Source organism: Mesorhizobium sp. B2-4-6 (assembly GCF_006442775.1).
In the GTDB taxonomy this organism is placed as follows: domain Bacteria; phylum Pseudomonadota; class Alphaproteobacteria; order Rhizobiales; family Rhizobiaceae; genus Mesorhizobium.
The window spans coordinates 1,090,004-1,114,502 of the sequence record NZ_VFVI01000001.1; the positions used below are offsets into that span (position 1 = coordinate 1,090,004).

Annotated in this window: 25 protein-coding genes and 1 tRNA gene; 15 read left to right on the top strand and 11 right to left on the bottom strand. The window is 64.1% G+C overall.

Annotated elements, in window-relative coordinates; genetic code table 11:
• Positions 1-109: 109 nt before the first annotated feature.
• Entirely contained in the window at positions 110-1,237 is a 1,128-nt protein-coding gene (locus FJ957_RS05190; RefSeq protein WP_140829198.1) for an ATP-dependent RecD-like DNA helicase, read from the top strand.
• 12 nt (positions 1,238-1,249) lie between these two features.
• Here FJ957_RS05190 and FJ957_RS05195 read toward each other — a convergent pair whose 3' ends face one another.
• Entirely contained in the window at positions 1,250-1,645 is a 396-nt protein-coding gene (locus tag FJ957_RS05195; protein ID WP_140655184.1) for an STAS/SEC14 domain-containing protein, read from the bottom strand.
• A 109-nt stretch (positions 1,646-1,754) separates the two neighbouring features.
• Between FJ957_RS05195 and FJ957_RS05200 the strand changes: the two genes are divergently transcribed.
• The 4 genes from FJ957_RS05200 (at position 1,755) to FJ957_RS05215 (ending at position 7,673) form a co-directional block, all read left to right on the top strand.
• Positions 1,755-2,495, top strand: coding sequence for a pyridoxine 5'-phosphate synthase (locus FJ957_RS05200; RefSeq protein ID WP_140829200.1), 741 nt, complete (start codon positions 1,755-1,757; stop codon positions 2,493-2,495).
• 86 nt (positions 2,496-2,581) lie between these two features.
• Positions 2,582-4,495, top strand: coding sequence for a potassium transporter Kup (locus tag FJ957_RS05205; RefSeq protein ID WP_140829202.1), 1,914 nt, complete (start codon positions 2,582-2,584; stop codon positions 4,493-4,495).
• A gap of 147 nt (positions 4,496-4,642) precedes the next feature.
• On the top strand, positions 4,643-6,559 hold the full coding sequence (locus FJ957_RS05210; protein WP_140829204.1) for a potassium transporter Kup: 1,917 nt from the start codon (positions 4,643-4,645) through the stop codon (positions 6,557-6,559).
• Between the two features lie 73 nt (positions 6,560-6,632).
• Positions 6,633-7,673, top strand: a complete 1,041-nt coding sequence (locus tag FJ957_RS05215) for an aldehyde reductase (RefSeq protein WP_140829206.1) — start codon at positions 6,633-6,635, stop codon at positions 7,671-7,673.
• Between the two features lie 37 nt (positions 7,674-7,710).
• Here FJ957_RS05215 and FJ957_RS05220 read toward each other — a convergent pair whose 3' ends face one another.
• Positions 7,711-8,604: an SDR family oxidoreductase gene (locus FJ957_RS05220; protein WP_140829208.1), complete on the bottom strand. Its 894-nt coding sequence runs from the start codon at positions 8,602-8,604 to the stop codon at positions 7,711-7,713.
• A gap of 168 nt (positions 8,605-8,772) precedes the next feature.
• Here FJ957_RS05220 and FJ957_RS05225 point away from each other — a divergent pair, with 168 nt between their 5' ends.
• Both FJ957_RS05225 and FJ957_RS05230 read left to right on the top strand, forming a co-directional pair.
• Positions 8,773-9,183 (top strand): helix-turn-helix domain-containing protein, encoded by a 411-nt coding sequence (locus tag FJ957_RS05225; RefSeq protein WP_140829210.1) that lies wholly within the window; start codon positions 8,773-8,775, stop codon positions 9,181-9,183.
• Between the two features lie 72 nt (positions 9,184-9,255).
• Positions 9,256-10,485, top strand: a complete 1,230-nt coding sequence (locus FJ957_RS05230) for an NAD(P)/FAD-dependent oxidoreductase (protein WP_140829213.1) — start codon at positions 9,256-9,258, stop codon at positions 10,483-10,485.
• Here the strand turns inward: FJ957_RS05230 and FJ957_RS05235 are convergent.
• Together FJ957_RS05235 and FJ957_RS05240 are read right to left on the bottom strand one after the other, a co-directional pair.
• On the bottom strand, positions 10,439-11,158 hold the full coding sequence (locus FJ957_RS05235; RefSeq protein WP_181180501.1) for a glutathione S-transferase family protein: 720 nt from the start codon (positions 11,156-11,158) through the stop codon (positions 10,439-10,441). The two genes, FJ957_RS05230 and FJ957_RS05235, sit on opposite strands and share 47 nt — an antisense overlap.
• A gap of 1 nt (position 11,159) precedes the next feature.
• Positions 11,160-11,465, bottom strand: coding sequence for a Rieske (2Fe-2S) protein (locus FJ957_RS05240; RefSeq protein WP_140829217.1), 306 nt, complete (start codon positions 11,463-11,465; stop codon positions 11,160-11,162).
• Between the two features lie 96 nt (positions 11,466-11,561).
• Here FJ957_RS05240 and FJ957_RS05245 point away from each other — a divergent pair, with 96 nt between their 5' ends.
• On the top strand, positions 11,562-12,017 hold the full coding sequence (locus tag FJ957_RS05245; protein WP_140829219.1) for a MarR family winged helix-turn-helix transcriptional regulator: 456 nt from the start codon (positions 11,562-11,564) through the stop codon (positions 12,015-12,017).
• Between the two features lie 18 nt (positions 12,018-12,035).
• Here the strand turns inward: FJ957_RS05245 and FJ957_RS05250 are convergent, their stop codons facing one another.
• The gene (locus FJ957_RS05250) at positions 12,036-12,467 is read right to left on the bottom strand and encodes a DUF1772 domain-containing protein (RefSeq protein ID WP_181180509.1); all 432 of its coding nucleotides are present in this window, start codon (positions 12,465-12,467) and stop codon (positions 12,036-12,038) included.
• 121 nt (positions 12,468-12,588) lie between these two features.
• Between FJ957_RS05250 and FJ957_RS05255 the strand changes: the two genes are divergently transcribed.
• Entirely contained in the window at positions 12,589-13,242 is a 654-nt protein-coding gene (locus FJ957_RS05255; RefSeq protein WP_140829223.1) for a TetR/AcrR family transcriptional regulator, read from the top strand.
• A 24-nt stretch (positions 13,243-13,266) separates the two neighbouring features.
• Positions 13,267-14,286: a ketol-acid reductoisomerase gene (gene ilvC, locus FJ957_RS05260; RefSeq protein ID WP_140829225.1), complete on the top strand. Its 1,020-nt coding sequence runs from the start codon at positions 13,267-13,269 to the stop codon at positions 14,284-14,286.
• A 126-nt stretch (positions 14,287-14,412) separates the two neighbouring features.
• Here the strand turns inward: ilvC and FJ957_RS05265 are convergent, their stop codons facing one another.
• Positions 14,413-14,697 (bottom strand): PilZ domain-containing protein, encoded by a 285-nt coding sequence (locus FJ957_RS05265; RefSeq protein WP_140829574.1) that lies wholly within the window; start codon positions 14,695-14,697, stop codon positions 14,413-14,415.
• 184 nt (positions 14,698-14,881) lie between these two features.
• Complete coding sequence (locus tag FJ957_RS05270; RefSeq protein WP_140829227.1) at positions 14,882-15,463, bottom strand: BA14K family protein; 582 nt, start codon at positions 15,461-15,463, stop codon at positions 14,882-14,884.
• A gap of 166 nt (positions 15,464-15,629) precedes the next feature.
• Here FJ957_RS05270 and FJ957_RS05275 point away from each other — a divergent pair, with 166 nt between their 5' ends.
• Together FJ957_RS05275 and FJ957_RS05280 are read left to right on the top strand one after the other, a co-directional pair.
• Positions 15,630-16,742, top strand: a complete 1,113-nt coding sequence (locus tag FJ957_RS05275; protein ID WP_140829230.1) for an endonuclease/exonuclease/phosphatase family protein — start codon at positions 15,630-15,632, stop codon at positions 16,740-16,742.
• Positions 16,743-16,747: 5 nt separating this feature from the next.
• The gene (locus tag FJ957_RS05280; protein WP_140829578.1) at positions 16,748-17,464 is read left to right on the top strand and encodes a hypothetical protein; all 717 of its coding nucleotides are present in this window, start codon (positions 16,748-16,750) and stop codon (positions 17,462-17,464) included.
• A gap of 41 nt (positions 17,465-17,505) precedes the next feature.
• Here FJ957_RS05280 and FJ957_RS05285 read toward each other — a convergent pair whose 3' ends face one another.
• Genes FJ957_RS05285 through FJ957_RS05295 form a run of 3 tightly spaced genes read right to left on the bottom strand, consistent with a single transcriptional unit; the run spans position 17,506 to position 20,718 of the window.
• Entirely contained in the window at positions 17,506-18,723 is a 1,218-nt protein-coding gene (locus FJ957_RS05285) for an ABC transporter permease (RefSeq protein WP_140829232.1), read from the bottom strand.
• Positions 18,720-19,427, bottom strand: a complete 708-nt coding sequence (locus FJ957_RS05290; RefSeq protein WP_140829234.1) for an ABC transporter ATP-binding protein — start codon at positions 19,425-19,427, stop codon at positions 18,720-18,722. Before FJ957_RS05290 ends, FJ957_RS05285 begins: the two co-directional genes overlap by 4 nt.
• Before the next feature lie 4 nt (positions 19,428-19,431).
• On the bottom strand, positions 19,432-20,718 hold the full coding sequence (locus tag FJ957_RS05295; RefSeq protein WP_140829236.1) for an efflux RND transporter periplasmic adaptor subunit: 1,287 nt from the start codon (positions 20,716-20,718) through the stop codon (positions 19,432-19,434).
• Between the two features lie 132 nt (positions 20,719-20,850).
• Here FJ957_RS05295 and FJ957_RS05300 point away from each other — a divergent pair, with 132 nt between their 5' ends.
• The 3 genes from FJ957_RS05300 (at position 20,851) to FJ957_RS05310 (ending at position 23,217) form a co-directional block, all read left to right on the top strand.
• Positions 20,851-21,753 carry a PhzF family phenazine biosynthesis protein gene (locus tag FJ957_RS05300; protein ID WP_140829238.1) on the top strand — a complete coding sequence of 301 codons (903 nt, stop codon included), beginning with the start codon at positions 20,851-20,853 and terminating at the stop codon, positions 21,751-21,753.
• Positions 21,754-21,913: 160 nt separating this feature from the next.
• A tRNA-Lys gene (locus tag FJ957_RS05305) sits at positions 21,914-21,989 on the top strand.
• Between the two features lie 391 nt (positions 21,990-22,380).
• Positions 22,381-23,217, top strand: a complete 837-nt coding sequence (locus FJ957_RS05310) for a hypothetical protein (protein ID WP_140829240.1) — start codon at positions 22,381-22,383, stop codon at positions 23,215-23,217.
• A 237-nt stretch (positions 23,218-23,454) separates the two neighbouring features.
• Here the strand turns inward: FJ957_RS05310 and cobT are convergent, their stop codons facing one another.
• Positions 23,455-24,480 (bottom strand): nicotinate-nucleotide--dimethylbenzimidazole phosphoribosyltransferase, encoded by a 1,026-nt coding sequence (cobT, locus tag FJ957_RS05315; protein ID WP_140829242.1) that lies wholly within the window; start codon positions 24,478-24,480, stop codon positions 23,455-23,457.
• Positions 24,481-24,499 lie beyond the last annotated feature (19 nt).

Here is a 24,499-nt window from a genome sequence, read left to right on the forward strand (position 1 = left end):
ATTTCCGGCTGATAGCCTGGGTTGTCGGAAGCGTGAGCGCCCGCAGCCGACAACGGTCGATATGGTGGCCAACCTTGTCTTTCGTCAGCGAATCCGGTCTGTCGCACTGATGGAATTTTCTCCCCAACAGGATGAGGCTTTGAAAGCGGTCGGGCGCTGGCTCAAAGAGGGCCGGCCGCAGGTCTTCCGCCTGTTCGGCTATGCCGGCACCGGCAAGACGACGCTGGCGCGCTATTTCGCCGAGCATGTCGATGGGCAGGTGCAGTTCGCCGCCTTCACCGGCAAGGCGGCGCAGGTGCTGCGCTCCAAGGGGGCGACCAATGCCCGTACCATCCATTCGCTGATCTATAGGCCGAAGGGCGAGGAATCGGTCGAGGACGAGGTGACCGGCAAGACCTCGATGTCGCCGACATTCTCGCTCAACCGGCAAAGTCCGATCGCGCGTGCCAAGCTCGTCGTCATCGACGAATGCTCGATGGTCGACGAACAGCTCGGCCGCGACCTGCAGAGCTTTGGCACACCGATCCTCGTGCTTGGCGATCCGGCCCAGCTGCCGCCGATCTCGGGCGGCGGCTTCTTCACCGAACACGAGCCGGACGTGTTGCTGACGGAGATCCACCGCCAGGCGCGCGACAATCCCATCATCCGGCTGGCGCTCGACGTGCGCGAGGGCCGGGAATTCATGCATGGCGACTACGGCACTGCGCAGGTGATCGGCAGGGAAGGCGTCAACCAGGAGCTGGTGCTCAAGGCCGACCAGGTGCTGGTCGGGACCAACCGAACGCGTCGGCGCTACAATCAAAGGCTGCGCGAGTTGAAGGGATTCAACGCGGACTTCCCGCAGGCCGGCGACAAGCTGGTCTGCCTGCGCAACGATCCGGCCAAGGGGCTGCTCAACGGGTCGTTGTGGAAGGTGATGACCTCGTCGCGCGAGACGGTGAAGCCTGGCATCAACCTTCTGGTTTCGCCGGAGGAGGACGACCCCGATCGCGGCGTCGCCAAGATCAAGCTGCTCAAAGCGGCGTTCGAGGACCCGGATGCCGAGATTCCCTGGCAGCAGAAGAAGCGCTTCGACGATTTCGACTATGGCTATGCGCTGACCGTGCACAAGGCGCAGGGCTCGCAGTGGAACGACGTCGTGCTGTTCGACGAGAGCTGGGCCTTCAAGGAGACCCGGCAGCGCTGGCTCTATACCGCCATCACCCGCGCCGCCGAGCGGCTGACGGTGGTGCGCTGACGCCTGTAAATGTCATGTCGGCCGCGCGCCAAGCCATTGCCAGGCGGCTTCCTCATCGTCGACATCGAAGCGCCTGAATTCGAAGGGCAGCGCCTTGGGGAAAATGCCCGTGACGAGAGAAGCCCAGCTCGGCTCGCCGATGGCCGCGCAGCGCACGACATGTTGCATCGCGTCGGCGACGCCCTGGCGAAGCGTATCCTGCGAGATATTGGCCCAGTCCACGCTTTCCTCGTCGGTCAGCCTGACCAGCACGTCGATCCTCGGATGCAGCGCGTAGGCGGCCTCCAGCAGGCCGAACAGATTTTCCGCATCGGCCGGCGAGACATCGCCGACGACGTCGATGGCGAAAAGCGCGTCGCGGTTGGTTTCGATGCGGCGGATCGCCGGCACGGCTTCGAGGAAATTCAATGGCAAATCCTTATGTTAGCCTCCATCTATCCCCTGGAACACCCGAAACCCTCTATCTGTTCCCGTCAAAGGCGTTATAGATGCCCGCCGATCCACTGGACCCCAGTTCATGCCCGCCAAGCTTTCGGTCAATCTCAACGCCGTCGCCATGCTGCGCAACCGCCGCGACCTGCCATGGCCGAGCGTGACCGGACTTGGCCGCATCGCACTTGCCGCCGGCGCGCATGGGCTGACGGTGCACCCGAGGCCCGATGAGCGGCACACCAGGCATTCCGACCTGCCTGAGATCAGGGCGCTGATCGACGACGAATTTCCGGCCGCGGAGTTCAACATCGAGGGCTATCCGACCGAGGATTTCCTGGCGCTTGTCGAAAAGAACCAGCCCGAACAGGTGACGCTTGTGCCGGACGACCCGGCGCAGGCAACCTCGGACCATGGCTGGAACTTCGCCGCCCAGGCGGCGTTCCTGACACCGATCGTCAAGCGGCTGAAGAAGGGAGGGTTCCGCGTGTCGCTGTTTTCCGACGCCGATCCTGACGGGGTGAACGCGGCACGCGATACCGGCGCCGACCGCATCGAACTCTATACCGGCCCCTATGGCGGCTTTCATTCCGATTCCGAAAAGGCGGCCAAGGAGCTGGAAAGACTTGGAAAAACCGCTGACGCCGCCTTCGCGGCCGGGCTTGGCGTCAATGCCGGCCACGATCTGACCGTGAAGAACCTTCCGGCATTGACCAAGCGTATCCCGGCATTGGCCGAAGTATCGATCGGACATGGGTTGACAGCCGATGCGCTGGAGTATGGCATGGCCGGAACGGTCGGGCGGTTCTTGAGGGCCTGCGGATGGTAGGACGCCTTGCGTAGTTTCGGCAGTTTTCCTGTGTCCCGCGCGTTGCGGCGACCTCGGAGCGTGACGAATCCGGTGAAATGGGGCTCATGGTGCTAGCCAACGCCAGCGAGACGGAATCCCTCGAACGCTCGGGGCATGCCGAAACCGAGCGGCAGCACAGCACCAAGGTTCTCATGCTTGGTGCGCTCGGCGTCGTCTACGGCGATATCGGCACTAGCCCGATCTACGCGTTCCGCGAGGCGCTGCATGCTTCGTCCAACTCGGTTGCCCGCCATGACGTGCTGGGCGTGCTTTCGTTGATCGTCTGGGCGCTCACCATCATCGTCACGATCAAATATGTCGCCTTCGTGCTCAGGGCCGACAACAAGGGCGAGGGCGGCACGCTGTCGCTGATGTCGCTGGCGCGCAGCGCCTACCCGCCGGGTTCCAAGCTTATCCTGGTGATCGGCCTTTGCGGCGCGGCGCTGTTCTTCGGCGATTCGATCATCACGCCGGCGATCTCCGTGCTTTCGGCGGTCGAGGGCCTGGAAGTGGTCACGCCGGCGCTCGACGCGTATGTGGTTCCGATCACGCTGGTCATCCTGGCCGTGCTTTTCTCCGTGCAACGCTTCGGTACGGGCAAAGTGGCGGCGGTGTTCGGACCTGTGACGGCGACATGGTTCGTAGCGATCGGCGCGGCGGGCCTCTACCACATCGTCGACGATCCATCGGTTTTCCTGGCGATCAATCCGTACTACGCGCTCTATTACCTCGCCACCACGCCGACGGGCGCTTTCGTCACCGTCGGTGCGGTCTTCCTGGCGGTTACCGGCGCCGAGGCTCTCTATGTCGACCTCGGCCATTTCGGCCGCAAACCGATCGTGATGGCCTGGTTCGCGATCGTTTTCCCGTGCCTTTTGCTCAACTATTTCGGCCAGGGGGCGTTCGTGCTGTCGCATGGCGGCAAGCCCACCAACCCGTTCTTCCAGATGCTGCCCGAGTGGGCGCTGATGCCGATGGTCGGCCTGGCGACGGCGGCCACCGTAATCGCCAGCCAGGCTGTCATTTCCGGCGCCTTCTCGCTGACAAGGCAGGCCGTGCAGCTCAACCTTCTGCCTCGCATCGAGGTGCAGCACACATCCGAGATGCAGAGCGGCCAGATCTACATGCCGAGGGTCAATCTCATGGTGGCGCTCGGCGTGATGCTTCTGGTCGTCGGTTTCGGCAGCTCGAGCGCGCTTGCCTCCGCTTACGGTATTTCCGTCACCGGCGAGATGCTGATGACGACGATCCTTTTGTTCGTGGTGATGCGCTGGCTGTGGAAATGGCAGGTTGCCGCCGCTTTGGCGCTGGCAATGCTGTTCGGCGTCATCGATCTCGGCTTCTTCTCGGCCAATGTCGTCAAGATCGTCGAAGGCGGCTGGGTGTCGATCACCGTCGCCTGCCTCATGGGCCTGATCATGTGGACCTGGATCCGCGGAACCCGCTACCTTTTCGACAAGACGCGCCGCAACGAGATACCGCTCGACTTCCTGGCGGCAAATCTCCTGAAGAAAAAGCCCCAGCTGGTCTCAGGCACCGCCGTGTTCCTGACCAGCGATCCGCTGAGCGCTCCGACGGCGCTGATGCACAGCCTGAAGCACTACAAGGTGCTGCACGAAAAGAACGTCATCCTGTCGGTGGTGACGGCGCCGCAACCGGTGGTGCCCGACAGCGAGCGCGTCAAGATGGAGACGGTCAACGAGCTGTTCATGCGGGTGACGCTGACCTTCGGCTACATGGAACAGCCCAACATTCCGCGCGCCCTGGCCATTTGCCGCAAGCAGGGCTGGAAGTTCGACATCATGACGACGTCGTTCTTCCTGTCGCGGCGCTCGCTGAAGGCTTCGCCCAATTCCGGCATGCCGGTCTGGCAGGACCGGCTGTTCATCAGCCTGGCGCGCTCGGCCGCGGATGCGACCGAGTATTTCCAGATCCCGACGGGGCGTGTCGTGGAGATCGGTACGCAGGTAGCGATCTGATAGCCTCGATCTACGCCGGATGAAGAAGCCTGCGCATACCGTATATTGAAAGCCCTGCGTCGGCGGCAGGGGAGCCCTTACGTCGGGGCACTTGATATTGCACCGCAGCAAGCGTAGAGCACCGCGCGTTTTATCGGAGTGTCGTCCATGGCCCTTGCCAATGGTGCTGAGGCAGAACCCGTCGACCAATCGAGCCATCCCGAAATAGAGCAGCACAGCACCAAGGTGCTGATGCTGGGCGCGCTCGGCGTGGTCTATGGCGACATCGGCACCAGCCCGATCTACGCGTTTCGCGAGGCGCTGGTGGCATCCTCGCACGGCGAGGTCGCCGACCGCGGCGACATTCTGGGCGTGCTGTCCTTGATCATCTGGTCGCTGACGATCATCGTCACGATCAAGTACATCTTGTTCGTCCTGCGCGCCGATAATCGCGGCGAGGGCGGTGTCCTGTCGCTGATGGCGCTGGCGCGCAGCAGTTTTTCGACCCGCTCGGCAATCATACTCGGGGTGGGCATTGCCGGCGCATCGCTGTTCTTCGGCGACGCCGTCATCACGCCGGCCATCTCCGTCCTGTCCGCGGTCGAAGGCATGAATGTCGTCACTCCGGCCTTCCAACCCTATGTCGTTCCGCTGACCCTGCTTATCCTCGCGATCCTCTTTGCCGTGCAACGGTTCGGCACGGGCGGCGTCGCGTTGATCTTCGGTCCGATCACGGCCGTCTGGTTCCTGGCCATCGGCCTTTCCGGGCTGAACCACATCATCGCCGATCCGGAGATCCTGTGGGCGATCAGCCCGCACTATATCGTCGCCTTCTTGATCCATTCGCCCGACGTCGCCTTCGTCACCATCGGCGCCATCTTCCTGGCCGTCACCGGCGCCGAGGCTCTTTATGCCGACCTCGGCCATTTCGGACGCAAGCCGATCGTGCTGGCATGGTTGGCGATCGTGTTTCCCTGCCTGCTTTTGAACTATGCCGGGCAGGGTGCCTATGTGCTTGCCAAGGGCGGCACGGTCGGCCATCCGTTCTTCGAAATGAATGAGGGCTGGGCGCTCATCCCCATGGTGGTGCTGGCGACGGCGGCGACGGTCATCGCCAGCCAGGCGGTCATTTCCGGTGCCTATTCGCTGACCAGGCAAGCGGTGCAGCTCAATATGCTGCCGCGGCTCGAGATCCTGCATACGTCCGAAAGGCAGTCCGGCCAGGTTTATATGCCGCGCGTCAACATGCTGCTGGCGCTGGTGGTGATGCTGCTGGTGGTCGGCTTCGGCGAATCCAGCAAGCTCGCTTCGGCCTACGGCATCTCGGTCACCGGCAACATGCTGGTGACGACCGTGCTGCTTTTCGTCGTCATGACCCGCATCTGGAAGTGGCCGTTGTGGCGCGCGGCGGCGCTGACCGCGCTGTTCGCCTTCATTGATATCGGCTTCTTCGCCTCCAACATCGTCAAGGTGTTCGAGGGTGGCTGGGCCTCGCTCGCGGTCGCCTTCGCCATCATCCTTGGCATGTGGACCTGGGTGCGCGGCAGCCGCTATCTGTTCGAGAAGACCCGCCGCAACGAGATCCCGCTCGATTTCCTGGCGGGGAACCTTCTGAAGAAGAAACCGCAACTGGTGTCCGGCACCGCGGTGTTCCTGACCAGCGATCCGCTGAGCGCGCCGACCGCGCTGATGCACAGCCTCAAGCACTACAAGGTGCTGCATGAAAAGAACGTCATCCTGTCGGTGGTGACGGCGCCGCAACCGGTGGTGCCCGACAGCGAGCGCGTGAAGCTGGAGACGGTCAACGAGCTGTTCATGCGCGTGACCTTGACCTTCGGTTACATGGAGCAGCCGAACATCCCGCGTGCTCTGGCGATCTGCCGCAAGCAGGGCTGGAAGTTCGACATCATGACGACATCGTTCTTCCTGTCGCGGCGCTCGCTGAAGGCGTCGCCCAATTCCGGCATGCCGATCTGGCAGGACCGGCTGTTCATCGGCCTGGCGAAAACGGCGGCGGACGCGACCGAGTATTTCCAGATACCCACCGGGCGCGTGGTGGAGATTGGCACGCAGGTCGCGATCTGACAGACTGCGCCGCATAGGCTGACGTCCCGCAATTGCGGATGGAAGACGCAGTTGCTTTCGAAAGAGGCGGGGCATGGGCGACGGGTTGGTGCTTGTGACCGGCGGGTCCGGCTTCCTTGGCGCTCATTGCATCCTATCGCTTTTGAACGCGGGCTACCGCGTGCGCACGACGGTGCGCTCGGCCAAGCGCGAAGCCGATGTTCTTGCCATGCTGAAGGTCGGCGGCGTCGAACCGGGCGATGCGCTCTCCTTCGCTTATGCCGATCTCATGAGCGACAAGGGCTGGCCCGAAGCGGTTGCCGGATGCCGATATGTCCTGCACGTCGCTTCGCCTTTTCCGCCCGGCGTACCGAAGCACGAGGACGACCTGATCGTTCCGGCCAGGGAAGGGGCGTTGCGCGTGCTGCGCGCCGCCCGCGATGCCGGCGTCGAACGGGTCGTGCTCACCTCGTCCTTTGCCGCCATCGGCTATGGCCAGGTACCGGTTCCCGGCCGTCCGTTCACGGAAGAGAACTGGACCGATCTGTCGCAGAAGGTGAGCGCCTATGTGAAATCGAAGACGCTTGCCGAGCGTGCGGCCTGGGATTTCATCGATCGCGAAGGCGGGTCACTGGAGTTGGCGGTCGTCAATCCGGTCGGCATCTTCGGGCCGGTCCTGGGGCCGGATCATTCGACCTCGACGGACTTCATCAGGCGTTTGATGGATGGCGAGATGCCCGGCCTGCCGCGCATGGCGTTCGGCGTGGTCGACGTGCGCGATGTCGCCGACCTGCATCTGCGCGCCATGACCAATCCCGCCGCCAGGGGCGAACGGTTCCTGGCAATCAGCGGCGACTTCATGACGATGCTCGAGATCGCGCGGACGCTGAAGGCGAGGCTTGGCAACGCAGGATCGCGCATTACGACCAGAGTGCTGCCGGACTGGCTGGTCCGGATCGTGGGCCTGTTCGACGGGCAAGCGGCCCAGATCGTGACGGAACTGGACAAGCCGAGAAACGCCACGAGCGCCAAGGCCGTGCGCATGCTCGGCTGGGCGCCGCGATCGCGCGAGGATGCGCTTGTGGCGACGGGCGAGAGCCTGGTCCGGCTCGGATTGCTCAAGAAAACGAAGTGAGGCGCGCCTGGGGCGGCTTCCCCAGGCGCGCAAGACTTCAGCCGAGCAGGGCAGCCTTGTTCGTCTCGAGAAACTGCTTCAGCGTCCGCGGCTTGCGGCCAGAGAGTTTTTCGACGGCATCGGTCACCTCTGCAATGCGGCCGGCGCGGGTGTTGGCGTCGAAGGAGACGATGATGCGGGCAAAATCGTCGGGAACGCCGGCCGCTTTCACCCCTTCGGTCAGCGCCTCGTCCGGCAGTTGGATGACTTCCAGCGGCTTGCCGGTGACTTCGCTCACCAGAGCGGCGATCTCGCCCACGGTATGGGCCTGCGGACCGGTCAGCGTGTAGATCCTGCTCTCTTTCGTGCCGGAAGCAAGGCCGGCGGCAATGGCGGCCGCCATGTCGTCGCGCGCACCGTGGGCGATGCGTCCGTCGGCGGCCGACGTGTACCACTTGCCCGACGAAATCGCGTGCGGCAGCGCCATGAACAGGTTCTCCTGATACCAGCCGTTGCGGAAGATAGTGTAGGGGATGCCGCTCGCCTTGATCGCCTGCTCGGTGCCGTAGTGATCGCCGGCGAACAGCACGGGCGAGCCGGGCTCGGGATTGGGCATGGAGGTGTAGAGCAAATGCGAAACGCCTGCCGCCTTGGCCGCCGCCACCGCGGTCTCATGCTGCTTCAGGCGCCGGCCGGTTTTGAGGTCAAGGTCGCCGGTCGAGATGATCAGCACCCGGTCGGCGCCGCTGAATGCCTTCTCGAGCGAGGCCTTGTCGTTGAAATCGGCAGCCCTGACGGTAACGCCGCGCGCCGCGAGATCCGCGAGGTTTTCGGGATTGCGCGTGGTGGCGATGATGCTGGCCGGCGCAATTTTCTGCGCTTCCAGCAAGTGATTGATGACGGCGCGGCCAAGCTGGCCGGAGGCACCGGTGACGAGGAGTGTTTCGGTCATGGGAGGTTCCTGAATTGCGCCGATTGGCGAGTGCTGCGGTTAGTCTCAAAAAGAGACCAGCACTAAAATAGGAATTGACCCCAAGCCGTAAAGAAGGCAGTTTTTCGGGAGGTAGGCACGGCGAGGGAACCACTCAGGCCAGCCGAACTTCGACCAGCGGATGTCGCCATGGACAGCAAGATCTTCAATCTGAAAGCCAAGCTCGAGATTTACAAGGCCATGACGGATGGCGCCAATTTCGCCGACTGTCCGGTTCGCGACGTGATCCAGGGCATCAGCGGCAAATGGAGCTCGCTGCTGGTCATGGCGCTGGCCGAGAAGCCCTATCGGTTCGGCGAATTGCGACGGCTGGTTCCCGACATCTCACAGCGCATGCTGACGCAGACGCTGCACGACCTGCAGCGCGATGGCTATGTGCATCGCGAAGTGTTTCCGACCAAGCCGCCGAGCGTGGAATACAGCTTGACCGATCTTGGGCGCTCGATGTTCGCACCCCTGCAGATGCTGATCCAGTGGGCTGAGCTCAACCATGACGCCGTGCGCGAGGCACGCGCCGCCTTCGACGCAGCCCAACCCTGACGAGCGTCAAAGCGCCAACTTGATTTGACCGCTGTGTTGGGGGATTGTCGCGCCGGCTTGGCTTGGCGGGCAATGATCAGATCCTACGACATCGCGATTGCCGGCGCCGGTCCGGCCGGGCTGGCGGCAGGGCTCTATCTCAAGCGGGCCGGGCACAAGGTCACGATTTTCGAACGCTTCGATGAGCCGAAGCCGGTCGGTTCCGGCCTCATCCTGCAGCCGACCGGGCTGACCGTGCTCGCCGATCTCGGCCTGCTCGCCGAGATCCTTTCGCTTGGCAGCCGGATCGAGCGGCTGCACGGCACCGACGCCGGCAGCGGACGCACCGTGCTCGAAGTCCGCTACGACGCGCGGCGCGGCCGCCGCTTCGGCCTCGCGGTGCACCGGGCGGCGCTGTTCGGCGTGCTCTACCGCGCTGCCTTGCGCGAAGCGATCGCCATCGAAACCAATGTCGAGCTCGAGATGCTGGAGGCGGCCGAGCGCGCGACGCTCGTCTGCGGCAACGGCAGGCGGCTCGGCCCATTCGACCTCGTCGTCGATGCCAGCGGCGCGCGCTCGAAGCTGCGGCACGATCTTGGCGATGCCGCGATCCCGCGGCCGCTCACCTATGGGGCATTCTGGGCGTCGCTCGGCTGGCGCGACGGCTTTGACGAACGCGCGCTGCTGCAGCGCTACGACAAGGCAAGCGTCATGGTCGGCGTGCTGCCGATCGGCCGGCCGGAGCCCGGCGCGGAAGACATGGCGGCGTTCTTCTGGAGCCTCAAGCCGGCCGACGCCGAACAGGTGAAGGCGAAGGGGCTCGACGCCTGGAAGGCGAGGGTGGTTTCGGTATGGCCCGAGTGCGAGGTTTTCACCAGTCAGATCGACAGTTTCGAGCAGCTCTCGCTCGCCCGCTATGGCCACCACACGATGACGCTGCCGGCCGGCCGACGGCTTGCCGTCATCGGCGACGCCGCGCATTCGACCAGTCCGCAACTCGGGCAAGGCGCGAACATGGCGCTGCTCGACGCCGCCGCGCTCAGCCATGCGCTGGCGCGGACGAACGGCATCGACGGCGCGCTGGAGGCCTATGCGAGCGCGCGCCGTTGGCACGTGCGCGTATTCCAGGCGCTGTCGCTGTCGCTGACGCCGTTCTACCAATCGGATTCCGCGGCCTTGCCCTTTGTCCGCGACCGCATGATGGCGGCGCTGGCGAGGATTCCGCCGGGGCCACAGTTCCTCGCAGCCATGGTCGCCGGCACGGTGGTCGACCCGTTCAGGCGGATCGGGCTTGCGGAGTTGCAGTGGCCTGCCGCCGGATGATCCCAGACAGATAAGATTGCTTTGCCAGAAGGAAGGCATGCAGCCGCCGCGGATAGTCCGGGCTGACGGCTTCGGTCACCGACCGGCGTTCGCTCAAGGCCTTGCGCCAGGCCTGGACGAGCGGCTTGCCGTCAAGAATGCCGAAATAGACGATGCGGTCGAACGCGTCGAAATAGCGGAAGACCGGCCCGTAAACGGCATCGACCAGCGAGAATCGATCGCCGGCGAACCACGGACCGCTTGGCCTTGCAGACAGTTCTGCTTCCAGACGTGCAAACATCCCGGACAAGCCTCTGCTTTCATCGAGGAAAGCAGCTTCGTCGGCAGCGGAATAGAAACGGCCTATGGCGTTGAGGATGGCCGAGCCGAATTCGATCCAGGCGCGATGCCTGGCCCGCGCCAGCGGATCGGCCGGGTGCAAGGGATTGGCCTCGGTCTCCTCGAGGAATTCGAGGATGACGGCGGATTCGAAAATCACATCCTGCGCATTGCCGTGCCGGACGCGCAGCAGCGGCACCTTGCCAAGCGGTGAGATCGCCTTGAACCAGTCGGGTTTGTTGGAGAGGTCGACATAGACCCGCTCGAACGGCACGCCTTTTTCGGCAAGCGCAATCGCCGCGCGCTGGACGTAGGGGCACAAGTGATGGCTGACGAGGGTGAGCCTTGCGGTCATCTCACTCTCCCCAGACATAGTTGAGCGCGCCATCCTCGACGCGGGTTGACAGGAACATCAGGCGCGAGCCCTTCGGCGCCGGGCCTTCCAGGCGCTCGCCGCTTGCCATGTCGAATTTCGCGCCATGCCACTGGCAGACGAAAGCGCCGTCCTTGCAGTCCAGCGGTCCGCCGAAATGCAGGCAAGCATTGGCCGCGGCGCGGATGCGCTCGCCGCTGCGCCAGACATGGACCTCTCGGCTGAAGAAAGGCGCGATCAGGCTGCCGGTCTGCGGGATATCGGCGATCTTGCAGATTTCATGTCTCATCGGTTCTCTCCATATAAATGCATTTGCATCTATATGGATGCGTTTGCATCGATCGTCAAGCTTGATGCAACTGCATCTATCGCTTAGGCTGGCCCGATGACGAAAACATCACCATCACCCAAAGCCGTCATCGCCTGGGCGCGCCTCATGCGCGTCTCGCGCCAACTGGTCGAAAGGACCGAGGGTGCGCTGAAAGCCGGCGGGCTGCCGCCGCTCGCCTGGTATGATGTGCTGCACGAGCTTGCGGAGGCGGGCGAGGGGGGGCTGCGACCGTTCGAGCTGATGGATCGCGTTCTCTTGGCGCAGTACGGTGTTTCAAGGCTGCTGGCCCGGCTCGAGGCGGATGGTCTGGTCGAAAAGCTGCCCGTCTCAGACGACGGCCGGGGCCAGACCGTGCGCATCACGCCAAGCGGTCGGGACATGCGCCGCCGCATCTGGACCGTCTACGGCGCTTCGATCGCGGAACTGATGGGCGACAGGCTTTCCGCCAAGGAGTTGGGGATGCTTGCCGGGTTGCTCGGGCGGCTGCGCGATCCGCCGGTCGCGGACTGAAATCACGACGACGACCCTTCAGGGCAGGCGCAAGGCCCACAGAAATGCGATCGTCGCCAGCGCGCCCAGCGCGACACGGACCAGATGCATCTTGCCCCATCTGACGATCAATGACCTCGCCTGAGAATTGCGGGCCTCGACATCCATCGCCTCCAGCATCCGGTTCGTCGGCATCATCACCAGCAGCGTCCATGGCCAAGGCAGAATGATGAACAGCGCACCGGCAAGATAGGCTGACGCGCCGGTCAGCCACCAGGCGATCAGGCCGAGAACGCAGGCGACCATGGCAATAGAGGCCTGCATGGCGGCCCCGCGCTTATAAGAGGGCTGCCATTCGCGCAGCAACGCCTGGTCATCGAGGCCAAGCCGCGCCGGCTGCTCCGCGAGGCTGACATAGACAGCGGCGCCGGTGAAGGCGGCGGCTACGGCCAGGGCGAGCAGACCGACCAGCATCTTATTCTCCGGCAAGGAAATGGAAAATAGGGCTTGCATGGCTTCGGGCAATACGGCATAGAACCCGAACCGTAACGTACGGTACGCGTCGGTCTTGTCGACGTACCCGAGGGCAAACGTGTTGCACAGCGTGCAGGATATCGACAACAGCGAAACGCTCACCGAGCGCCAGCAGGCCGTTCTGGATGCGGCACTTCGCCTTTTGGTCGAAGAGGGCGACAACCTGACCATGACGGCGGTGGCGCGGCGGGCAAGCTGTTCCAAGGAAACGCTCTACAAATGGTTCGGCGACCGCGACGGACTGCTCAACGCCACGGTGCAGTGGCAGGCGTCCAAGGTGCGTGTCGCGGCCATCGACCGCGAGAGACTGGATATCGGTTCGCTCACAGCGAGCCTGGAGCGTTTCGCTTCAGATTGGCTGAAGGTCATCTCCAGCGACACTTCGATCGCGCTGAACCGTGTGGCAGTCAGCCATGCCGGTTCCGGCAAGGACGATCTCGGCGCGATCGTGCTGCAGAATGGCCGCTTCGCTCTTGCCAAGCGCCTGAAGCCGGTGCTTGAAGCCGGTCTGCAGGCCGGGCTGCTCGATTTCGAGGACGCCGAGACGGCGTTCAGGACCTTTTTCGGCCTGGTCGGCCGCGACGTGCAGATACGTCTGCTGCTCGGCGACCGGGTAGAATTGACTGCGGCGACGATCGGCGGCGATGCCGCGCGCGCGACGCAACAGTTTCTCGCTCTCTTCGGAGCAAAAACCGGGCCACTGGCCCTCTGATCTTCAAACGGGAAGGAACACCAAATGCGTGTCTATTACGATCGTGACGCCGATCTCAATCTGATCAAGGGCAAGAAGGTCGCCATTATCGGCTATGGCAGCCAGGGCCGGGCGCACGCGCTCAACCTCAAGGATTCCGGCGTCAAGGAGATCGCCATCGGTCTCAAGGCCGGCTCGGCGACCGCCAAGAAGGTCGAGGCCGACGGCCTCAAGGTCATGAGCGTGGCGGACGCCGCCAAGTGGGCCGACCTGATGATGATGGCGACGCCCGACGAATTGCAGGCCGACATCTACAAATCGGAAATCGCCCCGAACATCCGCGATGGCGCCGCGATCGCCTTCGCGCACGGCCTCAACGTGCATTTCGGCCTGATCGAACCGAAGGCTTCGGTCGACGTCGTCATGATCGCGCCGAAGGGCCCGGGCCACACCGTGCGCGGAGAATACCAGAAGGGCGGCGGCGTGCCGTGCCTTGTCGCCGTCAACCAGGACGCTTCGGGCAACGCGCTCGACCTCGCGCTCTCCTACGCCTGCGGCGTCGGCGGCGGCCGTTCCGGCATCATCGAGACCAACTTCCGCGAGGAATGCGAGACCGACCTGTTCGGCGAGCAGGTCGTGCTGTGCGGCGGCCTGGTCGAGCTGATCCGCGCCGGTTTCGAGACGCTGGTGGAAGCCGGCTACGCGCCGGAAATGGCCTATTTCGAGTGCTTGCACGAAGTGAAGCTGATCGTCGACCTGATCTATGAAGGCGGCATCGCCAACATGAACTATTCGATCTCGAATACCGCCGAATGGGGCGAATATGTCTCGGGTCCGCGCATCATTACCGCCGACACCAAGGCCGAGATGAAGCGCATCCTGAAGGACATCCAGACCGGCAAGTTCACCTCGGAATGGATGCAGGAATACCGCGCCGGCATGTCGCGCTTCAAGGGCATCCGTCGCAACAACGACAGCCACCAGATCGAGGAAGTCGGCGCCAAACTGCGCGCGATGATGCCGTGGATCGCCAAGAACAAACTGGTCGACAAGGCCAAGAACTAAGAAGCCTGCGCCAATTCCACCCTGCCGGCCATCGGCAGGGTGAATTGTCATCAGGCTTCCGGTTGCTGCAGCGTCAAGCCGGCGGAGAAATCCGCCGGCTTTTTATTCCGCGAAACGGAGGCGATTTCAGCCGTAGTGCCAGTGCGGCTTGGGCCCGGTGCCGGTGAACTCGACGCCGATGCGGTCCTCGCGGCGCCAGCGCACCACGGCCTTGTAGCCGATGCCGTCGACCGGCACATAGAGCAGGAATTCGTCCGGCACGCGCGCATCGATGGGCACTTTCAGCTCAGCGCCATTCGCATGCATGTTGCGCACCGTGCATCTCACCTCGGAATTGTTGATGCCGGTCAGGATCGCCGCGCCTTTCAGCACGCGATGCCTGTGTTGGTTTCTGTGTTCGTTTTCGGCCATGGCGGGCGCGTCCTGCAACCTGGTCCCGCGAGTCGTCATGTTGGGGGAGATCGGCATGAATGGATAGAAGCCGCCGATGAATTTAGCGTTATCGCCCGTCGTAGCCATCCGTCGTAGCCACAGGTTGCGGCAAAATAAAACGGCGCCCGCGAAGGGCGCCGTTTCATCATTCCTGCCGACGAGCTCAGATATAGGGCGAGCGGCATTGCCGGCGCGGACCGTAGTTGGGCTGGAACGTATTGTCCCAGGTGCGATACGACCGGTAGCGGTCGTAGCACCAGCGGACATGCGCGCTGGACAGCCGCCCGGTCCGGTAAATGCGCCGCGGCTGAGCGTAACGCGGATAAGGATCGTAATAGTAGGGATCGTAGTAGTTGCCATAGGCCATGCTACCCAAGCCCAGGCCGAGGCCCAGCCCCAGGATCGCCGCGTCCCCGCCTCGGAAATGCCGACGGTGGTGGTGCCGCCAGCGCCAATCGCCATCGCCATTCCACCTGCCGCCGTCCCAGTTGCGCGAGAAGTGTCGATTGCCGCCGCGCCACCTGAAGTCGCCGCCGCGGTTACGCCAACGCCAGTCCTGGAAGCTGCCGCCGTTGTTGTTGCCGGCCCAGCCGTCGCGCACGGGAACGACCTGTGGCGCGGCGGTATTCGTCGCGACGCCAAGATCGGGTTGCAGGATCGGTCCGGCGACCGATGGCGCCGTCACGCCGGTAACGAGGCCCAGGACCAGAAGTCCGGATCTCAGGGAAGAAAAAAGCGGTTTCATTTCACTCTCCAAGGAGTAAGGCCCCACGCCCAGCACACCCCCGGGGAAAGGCCTATTGTTGGAACTTTCCGTCTGAACGGGGGATGAACGGAAAGGTTCCATCAACCAGGACGAGCATCGGCCTGGCCCTTGTTTTCGCCCTCGCTTGCGGGCAAAGGTCACGGCCATGTCGCTGCGCCTCGCCACCTTCAATGTCGAGAACCTGATGAACAGGTTCGATTTCTCGGGCTATCGCAACCAGCTCAATGAAGACCGCACGCTGGCGCTGTTCGACATCCAGAGCGAGGCCGAATACCGCATCCTCGAGCAGGCCCGCGCGATCGCCCAGTCCGACGACACCCGCCAGTTGACGGCGCTCGCCATCGCGGCCACCCGCGCAGACGTCATCTGCATGCAGGAGGTCGACAATATCGAGGCGCTGAAGGCGTTCGAATACGGCTATCTGTTCAAGATGGTCGGGCAGGGCTACCGGCAGAAATACACCACCGCCGGCAACGACACGCGCGGCATCGATGTCGCCGTGATGATGCGCAACGAGACCGCGCAAGGACAGCCGATCGAGTTCGTGCGTATGACCAGCCACGCCTATGCCACTTTCGAGCAGTTCGGGCTGTTCACGCCGGAGCTCGCCGGGCTCGGCCATCTCGCCAATGAACGGATATTTCGCCGTGACTGCCTGGAGATCGACCTGAGGATCGGCGGCGCGCCGCTGACGCTCTATCTCGTGCATTTCAAATCCATGGGCCCGCCGCGCAACGGGCTGGACGGCCGCCAGGCGTCGATGCCGCTGCGCATCGCCGAGGCGCAGGCGGTGCGTCGTATCATCGAGGAGCATTTTGGCAAGGGCCATGCCGCCGACAAGCACTGGGCGGTCTGCGGCGACCTGAACGACTACCGGCAACGCGTGAAGATCGACGGCGACGCCATCGATGGCTACCGTTTCGAGGTTGTCGACGAAGCCCGGTCCTCGATCGACGTGCTTACCGCCGGCGGCTTTTGCGAGAATGTCGTCGAACGGCGGCCGGAGATGGATCGCTGGAGCTTCTACCACACGCGCGGCCCGGGGGAGCGACATCTCTGTCAGCTCGATTATATCCTGCTGTCGAAGGCGCTGGCCGCGAAGAACGCCACCGCCGTTCCCGACGTCATCCGCAACGGCCAGCCCTGGCGCACCATCTTTCCGCCCGGACAGGAGGTCGAGCGTTTCCCGCGCGCCGGCTGGGACAGGCCGAAAGCGTCGGACCACTGCCCGGTGGCGATCACGCTGGATATGGCGTGACCGTCTTGAGTTTCGACCTGCCGCGCAATGTCATCCTGCCCGTCGATGCCGTCGACGTCCGTCTCGATCCCGGCCCGCATCCCTTCGCGCTGAGCAATACGGCGGCGATCGCGGAGAACTGGCGGCAGGAAACAGCGGCCAATCCGGCCCTGTTCGACGGCACCGTGGTGCTGCTTTCCGAGCTTGCTTACCGGGGCGGGCGCCTCGTCGGCCGCTGCCATGCGGTCAACTATTCGACCTTCATGCTATGGCGCAAGCGGCGCGAAAATTCCGGCGCCGAGCACGCCTATGCGCATGCCATGCTGGTCGCCGGCGACAACGCGCTGGTGGCGATCCGCATGGGGCCGCACACCGTCAATGCCGGCCGCGTCTATTTCGCCGCCGGCTCCTTCGAGCCGATCGATTTTCGCGACGGGCTGGTCGATGTCGACTTCAACATGATCCGCGAGGTGGGGGAAGAGACCGGGCTTGATCTTTCGACGGCCGAACGCGGACAGCGCTATCACGCGCTGTCAACGGCGAGCGGCACGGTGATCTTCCGTCGCTATCGGGTCGCCGAGCCCGCCGGCGAGCTTGCACGGCGCATCAATGCCTTCGTCGCCGCCGAGGCGGAGCCGGAGATCGAGGGGCCGGTCATCATCCGCGATGCCGCCGATCTGCCCGACGGTCTGATGCCGCACATGAAGCCGCTGATCGAGTGGCATTTCGCCGGCCACGACTAACCACGCTGGACGTCCGGACGTCAGCAGTCGCTGTGATCTGGCTATTCATGCCGCAGCGCGTCGATCGGATCGAGGCGTGCGCCGCGCAGCGCCGGGAAGAAGCCGAACACCATGCCGATCAGCGCCGAAAAGCCGACGGCGAGCAGGATGACGGCGGGGCTTGGCGCGAAGGGTACCGTCAGCGCCATCGAGGCGAGGCCGGCCAGCGACAAGCCGATCAGGATGCCGATGATGCCGCCGAAGAGCGACAGCACCGTCGCCTCGACCAGGAACTGGATGAGGATGTGTTTTTCATGCGCGCCGATCGCCAGCCTGACGCCGATCTCGCGTGTGCGTTCGGTGACCGAGACCAGCATGATGTTCATGATGCCGATGCCGCCGACCAGGAGGCTGACGCCGGCGACGGCGCCCAGCATGCCGGTCATGGTGGTGGTGGCGCTGGTCATCGCATCGGCGATCTGGGTCATGTCGCGGATGGCGAAATCGGGATCGCGGTCGGGCGTGATGCGGCGCGTGTCCCGCAAGATATCCTCGACGCGCGGCTGCAGTTCAGTGGTCGGGGTGCGGTCGTCGGCGGCGATATAGATGTTGTCGATGTCGCGGTTGCCGGCGATGCGGCGCTGATAGGCGTGCAGCGGCATCAGCACGACATTGTCCTGATCCTGGCCGAAGCCGGTATAGCCCTTGGGCTCGAGCAGGCCGATGATCTTGCAGGAGGTGCGGTTGACGCGGATGATCTCGTCCTCCGGATCGCCGGCGCCGAAGAATTGCTGGCGCACGGTTTCGCCGATCAGGCAAACGCCGGCGCCGGCGCGCGTTTCGGAATCGCTGAACGGCCGTCCCGAGACCAGTTTCCAGTCGCGGGCGTCGAGATAGGCGCTGTCGGTGCCGGTGACGCCCGAGGTCAGGCTTTCAGTGCCGAAGATGACGCGGACCTGCTTTTGCGAAGCAGGCGAAATCGCGCGCGCGCCGCTCAGATGCGCGACGAGCGCCGTCACATCCTTTTCGGCCAGCGGCCGCACCGCCTGATCGAGACCTCCGGGTCCGCCGGGTCCCGCGGGCCGGCCGGCGCGAACGACGAGAAGGTTGCTGCCAAGCTTGGAAATGTCGGCCTTGACCTTCTCCGTCGTGCCGGAGCCGATGGTGAGCATGGCGATGACGGCCGCGACGCCGATGACGATACCAAGCAGCGTCAGGAACGAGCGCAATACGTTGCGGCGGATCGAGCGCAGCGAGAGGCGGACGGTCTCCCAGATCATGCCGCTTCCTCCGCTTTCAAGGTGTCGGAGGCGACATGGCCGTCGAGGAAGCGAATGGTTCGGCCGGCATAGTCCGCGACATCGGCCTCATGCGTGACCATGACGATCGAGAGCCCGAGCTCGGCGTTGAGCCTGGTCAGCAGACCCATGATCTCGTGCGTGCGCGCGGTGTCGAGATTGCCGGTGGGCTCGTCGGCGACGAGCAGCGTCGGCCTGGTGACGATGGCGCGGGCGATCGCCACGCGCTGCTGCTGGCCGCCCGAAAGCTCGGCCGGCGTGTGGTGCTCGCGCCCGACAAGCCCGACCTCGGCCAGCGCCTGCATGGCGAGATCGCGGCGCTCGCGCGCTCCAACGCCGCGATAGATCAGCGGCAGCTCGACATTTTCGGCGGCGGTCGTGCGCGGCAGCAGATTGTAGCCCTGGAAGACGAAGCCGACATAGAGGTTGCGCAAAAGCGCGCGGCGGTTGCGGTCGAGGCGGCCCGCGTCGACGCCCATGAAGGAGTAGGTTCCGGCCGTCGGCGTGTCGAGGCAGCCGATGATATTCATCGCCGTCGACTTGCCCGAGCCGGAGGGGCCCATGATGGCGACGAATTCACCTGTGCGGATGGCGAGATCGACGCCGGCCAGCGCATGCACGCGGGCTTCGCCCTCGCCATAGCTTTTCCAGACCTTGTCGAAAGTGATGAGCAGGGCAGCCGACATTTCGTCAGCTCCGCTGCTGCGCGCCGGTGATGACTTGCGCGCCCTCGTCGAGGCCGGACGTGATCTCGGTCAACTCGCCGTCAGTCGAGCCGATCTTGACGTTGACCGGATGCGGCCGGCCGTTCTCCAGCAGGTAAAGCGTGCGCGAGCCGTCGGTCGGCGCCTTCGTCGCCTCGCGCTGCCGGTTGGGGCGGCCCATGCGGCCGGTAAAGAGGTCGCGCAGGCTCCACGCGCGGGCGACGGGCGGCGCCGGCCGATAGCGGAAGGCGATCGAGGGGACGGTAAGCACGCCCTTGGCTTGCCGGGTCACGACCGAGACCGTGGCCGTCATGCCGGGCCGCAAGAGAAGCTCGCCATTGTCGACTTCGAGGCGCGCATTGTAGGTCACGACGCCGTCGGTGGTGACCGAGGCGTAAGAGATATCGCGGATCTCGGCATCGAAGGGTCGGTCCGGGAAGGCGTCGACGGTGAAACGGGCATGCTGGCCGGGCTTGACCTGGCCGATATCGGCCTCGTCGACCGCGGCCTGCAATTCCATGTTGCGAAGGTCGGCGGCGATGACGAAGAGCACGGGCGCCTGCAGCGAGGACGCGACCGTCTGACCGGGATCGACCGAGCGCGTGAGCACGATGCCGTCGATCGGCGCATAGATGGTGCTCTTGGCAAGATCGGTCTGCTGCGCCTTGAGGTCGGCCTGGGCAATGGCGAGATTGGCTTCGGCGCTGTCGAGCGCCGCCTTGGAACGATCGCGGGTCGCGGTCGCCGCCTCGAGCGACTGGTCCGTCGCCATGCCGCGCTTGGTGAGCGCGTTGGCGCGCACCACCGCGTTCTCGTTCTCCCGCAAGGTCACTTTGGCGTCCTCGACGGCCGCTGCCGCCGCCTTGGCAGAGGCGGTGGCGCGCTCGATCTGGACCTCCAGCTTGGCGGTGTCGAGCGTCGCCAGCACGTCGCCCTTCTTGACCTGCTGGTTTTCATTGGCCGCGACCGAGCGGACGATGCCGGAAAGCTCGCTGGAGATGTCGACCTGGGTCAGCGGCTGCAGCGTGCCGGTGGCCGATACCTCGACGGTGAGGTCGGCGATCGCCGCGGGCACGGCGGTGTATTCAATCCTGGGAGGTGCGGCGGCATACCATCGATAGAGGGCAATGGCGGCCGCGACAATCGCTATCGCCAGCAGCGCGTAGAGCCAGAAGCGGCGTCGTTTGCGGCTTACGCCCTTGCGGTCGAGCCCGAGGGCCGCCTCTACGGAAGTATCCGATTCCGCGTTTGGCGGATTGACAAGCTGGTCCACGCCGGACCCCTATGCTGAAAATTGATGTCCCTATCCGTGCACAAATCAGGCCTTAAGGTTCGAATTTCAAATTAAATTTCCCTCATGTTGGGATTGAGGCAGAAATTCGGGGCGAGGTGAAAGGTTTTCTCCATGGCGCGCAATTACTTGCTTTACGATGTGTTTACCACCGAAAGGCTGGCCGGAAATCCGCTTGCGGTGGTGCTCGACAGCGATGGGCTCGACACTGCCGGCATGCAGGCGATCGCGCGCGAATTCAATCTTTCCGAGACGGTGTTCGTGCTGCCTCCAGACAATCCAAAACATCGCAACCGTATCCGTATCTTCACGCCCGACTATGAAATGCCGTTCGCCGGCCATCCGACGGTCGGCTCGGCGATCGCGCTTGCGGAACTCGCCGGGGAGACGACCGGCATCTTCGTGCTGGAGGAGAATATCGGGCCGGTGCGTTGCGCGGTGAGCAAGCATGACGGCTCGACCTTCGCCGAGTTCGATCTGGCGAAACTGCCGGAATCGTTGGAGCTCAAGGCCGATCCGGAAGCAATCGGCGCCGCGCTCGGCCTTGCCCCGCACGAGATCGGCTTCGAGAACCACCGCGTCGCCTTCTGGTCCGCCGGCGTGCCTTACGTGACCATTCCGGTCGCGGACCTTGAAGCGGCAGCCAAGATCAGGCTCGATAACCAGGCGTGGTCGGAACTTGCGCCGCGCAAGAGCGAATGGGCCTTCGCCAGCCCCTATGTCTACTGCCGCGAGCGGATCCACCACGACAGCGCCTTCCATGTGCGCATGATCGTGCCCGGCACGCCTTCCTACGAGGATCCGGCCACGGGTTCGGCCGCGGCGGCCTTTGCCGGCGCCATCATGCATTTCGACGCCCCGACCGACGGCATCTCGCAGCTCTGGATCGAGCAGGGGCTGGAAATGGGCCGGCCGTCGCGCATCCGGCTCGAGCTCAATGTCGATGGCGGCAAACTGGCCTCCGCGCGCATCGGCGGCCATGCGATCAAGATGGCTGAAGGCAAGCTGTTTGTCTGACGCCTGCGGCGTTTTTGGAGCTGGTATGATCTTTTCCGAAAACCGGAATCCACTTTTCGGGTTCATGCCATGTCGATTTGTCGGGAAATGATCCGGCAGGGCTGGACATCACCGAAAGCGGCGGCTATATGCGCCGCCGACGCTGGTTTTCCAGCGGCGTGGGTGTGTAGCTCAGTTGGTAGAGCAGCTGACTCTTAATCAGCGGGTCCACAGTTCGATCCTGTGCACACCCACCAAGTAGTCTCTTGTTTTTGCTGGTATTTTACGTCTGCGGAGAACTCCTCTTTTCCGGGTCTTAGCGGGTCGCTGGTCGGAGGTATGGTGTGGGGTTGCTTTCGACCAGTCCGGTGATCACGGTCGCTCCTGCGAAATCGCAGGCGAAGGCAGCGTCAGGTTCGAGCCGGAGATAGAGAAGGGCAAAGGCACCGCCACACCAGAGTCCGCCCCGTGGGTATGGACGCTTTCGCTCGTGCGCAATATGGATGGGGATGTGGCCTGTCGCGGCGCTCACATTTTCGCTGCGTCGCGAAGGCAGACGACGAGACGTTCGTTCAATGACGCTGCGCCGGGCGAGTTGGCCTTTCGATTGAAGCCGCCCTGCAAGTGTCGATTTCAGGGGAACTGGTCATGACCGACAACAAGCCGGCCGCAGACGTCACCAAGGATTGGCAAGCAACGCAGGGCCAGAAGTCCGCCGCGACGCGCCTCCGCCTTTTCGCCGCGCTCTCGTGGATTATCGCCATTGGCGGTGAGATTGCCGGGATCGTTTTGTTCTACAAGCACAAGTTCGACCAGGGAAACCTGCCGCTGCTGATCGGCATTCTGGTCGGAATTGCGATTTTCGCAATCGCCGGTAACTTGTTGTGGAAGGCTGCCAACCGGCACGATCCGGCCCGGGCATCCGACACGGCCAGGTTCTTCTTCCAAAACCAGCTCGGCGCGATCATCACGCTGATCGCCTTCCTCCCGTTGATCTTCCTTATTCTCACCGACAAGAACATGGATCCGCAGACCAAGAAGGTCGCCGGCGGAGTGGGTGCTGCGCTGGCCGTGCTTGCGACTGTAATGGGCGTCAGCTTCAAGCCCCCGTCGGTCGAGCAGTACACCCAGGACATGAACTCGTGCGCGGCCCAGATCAGGGCGGGACAGCCGACCACGGCCTGTTCGCCAGAAGTCGCCGCGCAGGCTCAGGAGATCGCCACGGATACTGCTTCGGTGACCGCGGCGACGAAGGACGCGAGTCACCCTGGCGGTCAGGATGTCGTGTACTGGATCGCACCGGAAAACGGAGCCGCGAAGTCCTCCGAACCGCATGTTTTCCATCTCTGCGCCGCGGTGAGTCCGTTGAAGGACAAGACCGTGAACAGCGGCTCCGTGACCGAGGCCTACGCGCAGAACGCCATCCGCATCACGAAGCAGATCGAGATGGAACAAAAGCAATGCGGGTTCGCCGCCTCGCAATGAACCTGTTCGCCCGGTCGCGTGCGTCGTAACCAGGCGACATTGCGCCTTCGATCCTTCGAAGACGGACTGCGGCGTTTCACCTTTTCACGGAAACGGCGAAACGCCCCATCTCTCTGGTCTGGCGCAATTCCGCTCCCACTTTTGCTGGAATCGCTCTGACTGGAAGGCTGTCAGCGATCGGAAGAAACAACGCTTCACCGGCGCTTCGGGTGCATCGCACGCAATCCGGGTTGTCGTCTACTTCTCCGAAACGCCGGCCTCGGCGAAGCTCGCCATCTTCGCGTGGCATTCCAAAGCGGAACGGATGATGTTGACGGCAAGGCAGGCGCCGGAGCCTTCGCCGAGCCGCATGCCGAGATCGAGCAGCGGCGGCAGGCCGAGCGCTTCGAGCAGGCGGCGGTGGCCGGCTTCGGCCGAGACGTGGGCGGCGATGGTGTGGGCGAGGCCGGTCGGGTGCAGCCTTGCCAATGGCGCGATCGCGGCGGTGCAGACAAAACCGTCGAGCAGCACCGGCACGTTGTTCTTGCGCGCGGCAAGCGTGGCGCCGAGGATCGCCGCCAGCTCGCGCCCGCCAAGGGCGGCAGCGATCTTCAGCGGGTCGGACAGCGAATCGGCGTGGCGCTTGAGGCCCGCCTCGATGGCCACGACCTTGCGCTGCAGGCCGGCGTCGTCGACGCCAGTGCCGCGGCCGGTCCATTTTTCCGCGCCGCCGCCGAACAGCGCCGTCGAGATCGCCGCCGCCGGCGTCGTGTTGCCGATGCCCATCTCGCCGAAGCAGACGAGGTCGAGATCCTTGGTCACGGCGCCGTAGCCGGCCGAAACGGCGGCGAGGAACGCCTGCTCGTCCATCGCCTGCTCTTGCGTGAAGTCGCCGGTCGGATGCTCCAGATCGAGCGGGATGACGTCCAGCTTGGCGCCGGCGATGCGGGCAAGCTGGTTGATGGCCGCACCGCCGCCGGCGAAATTCGCCACCATCTGTACCGTGACCTCCGAAGGATAGGCCGAGACGCCTTGCGCGGTGACGCCGTGATTGCCGGCGAAGACGAAGACTTTCACAGCATCGAGTTTGGGCATGTCGCGGCCCTGCCAGCGGCCGAGCCAGGCGGCGATGGTTTCCAGCCGGCCGAGGCTGCCAGGTGGCTTGGTCAGCGTGTCCTGGCGCCTCGCGACGGCGCCGGCGGCCGCGTCGCTGCCGGCGGGAAGATCGAGGCAAGCGGCGCGAAGGTCTTCGAGCGATTTGAAGGACGTTGTTTGGGAGGACATGGGGGCAAGGTCTCCGAAA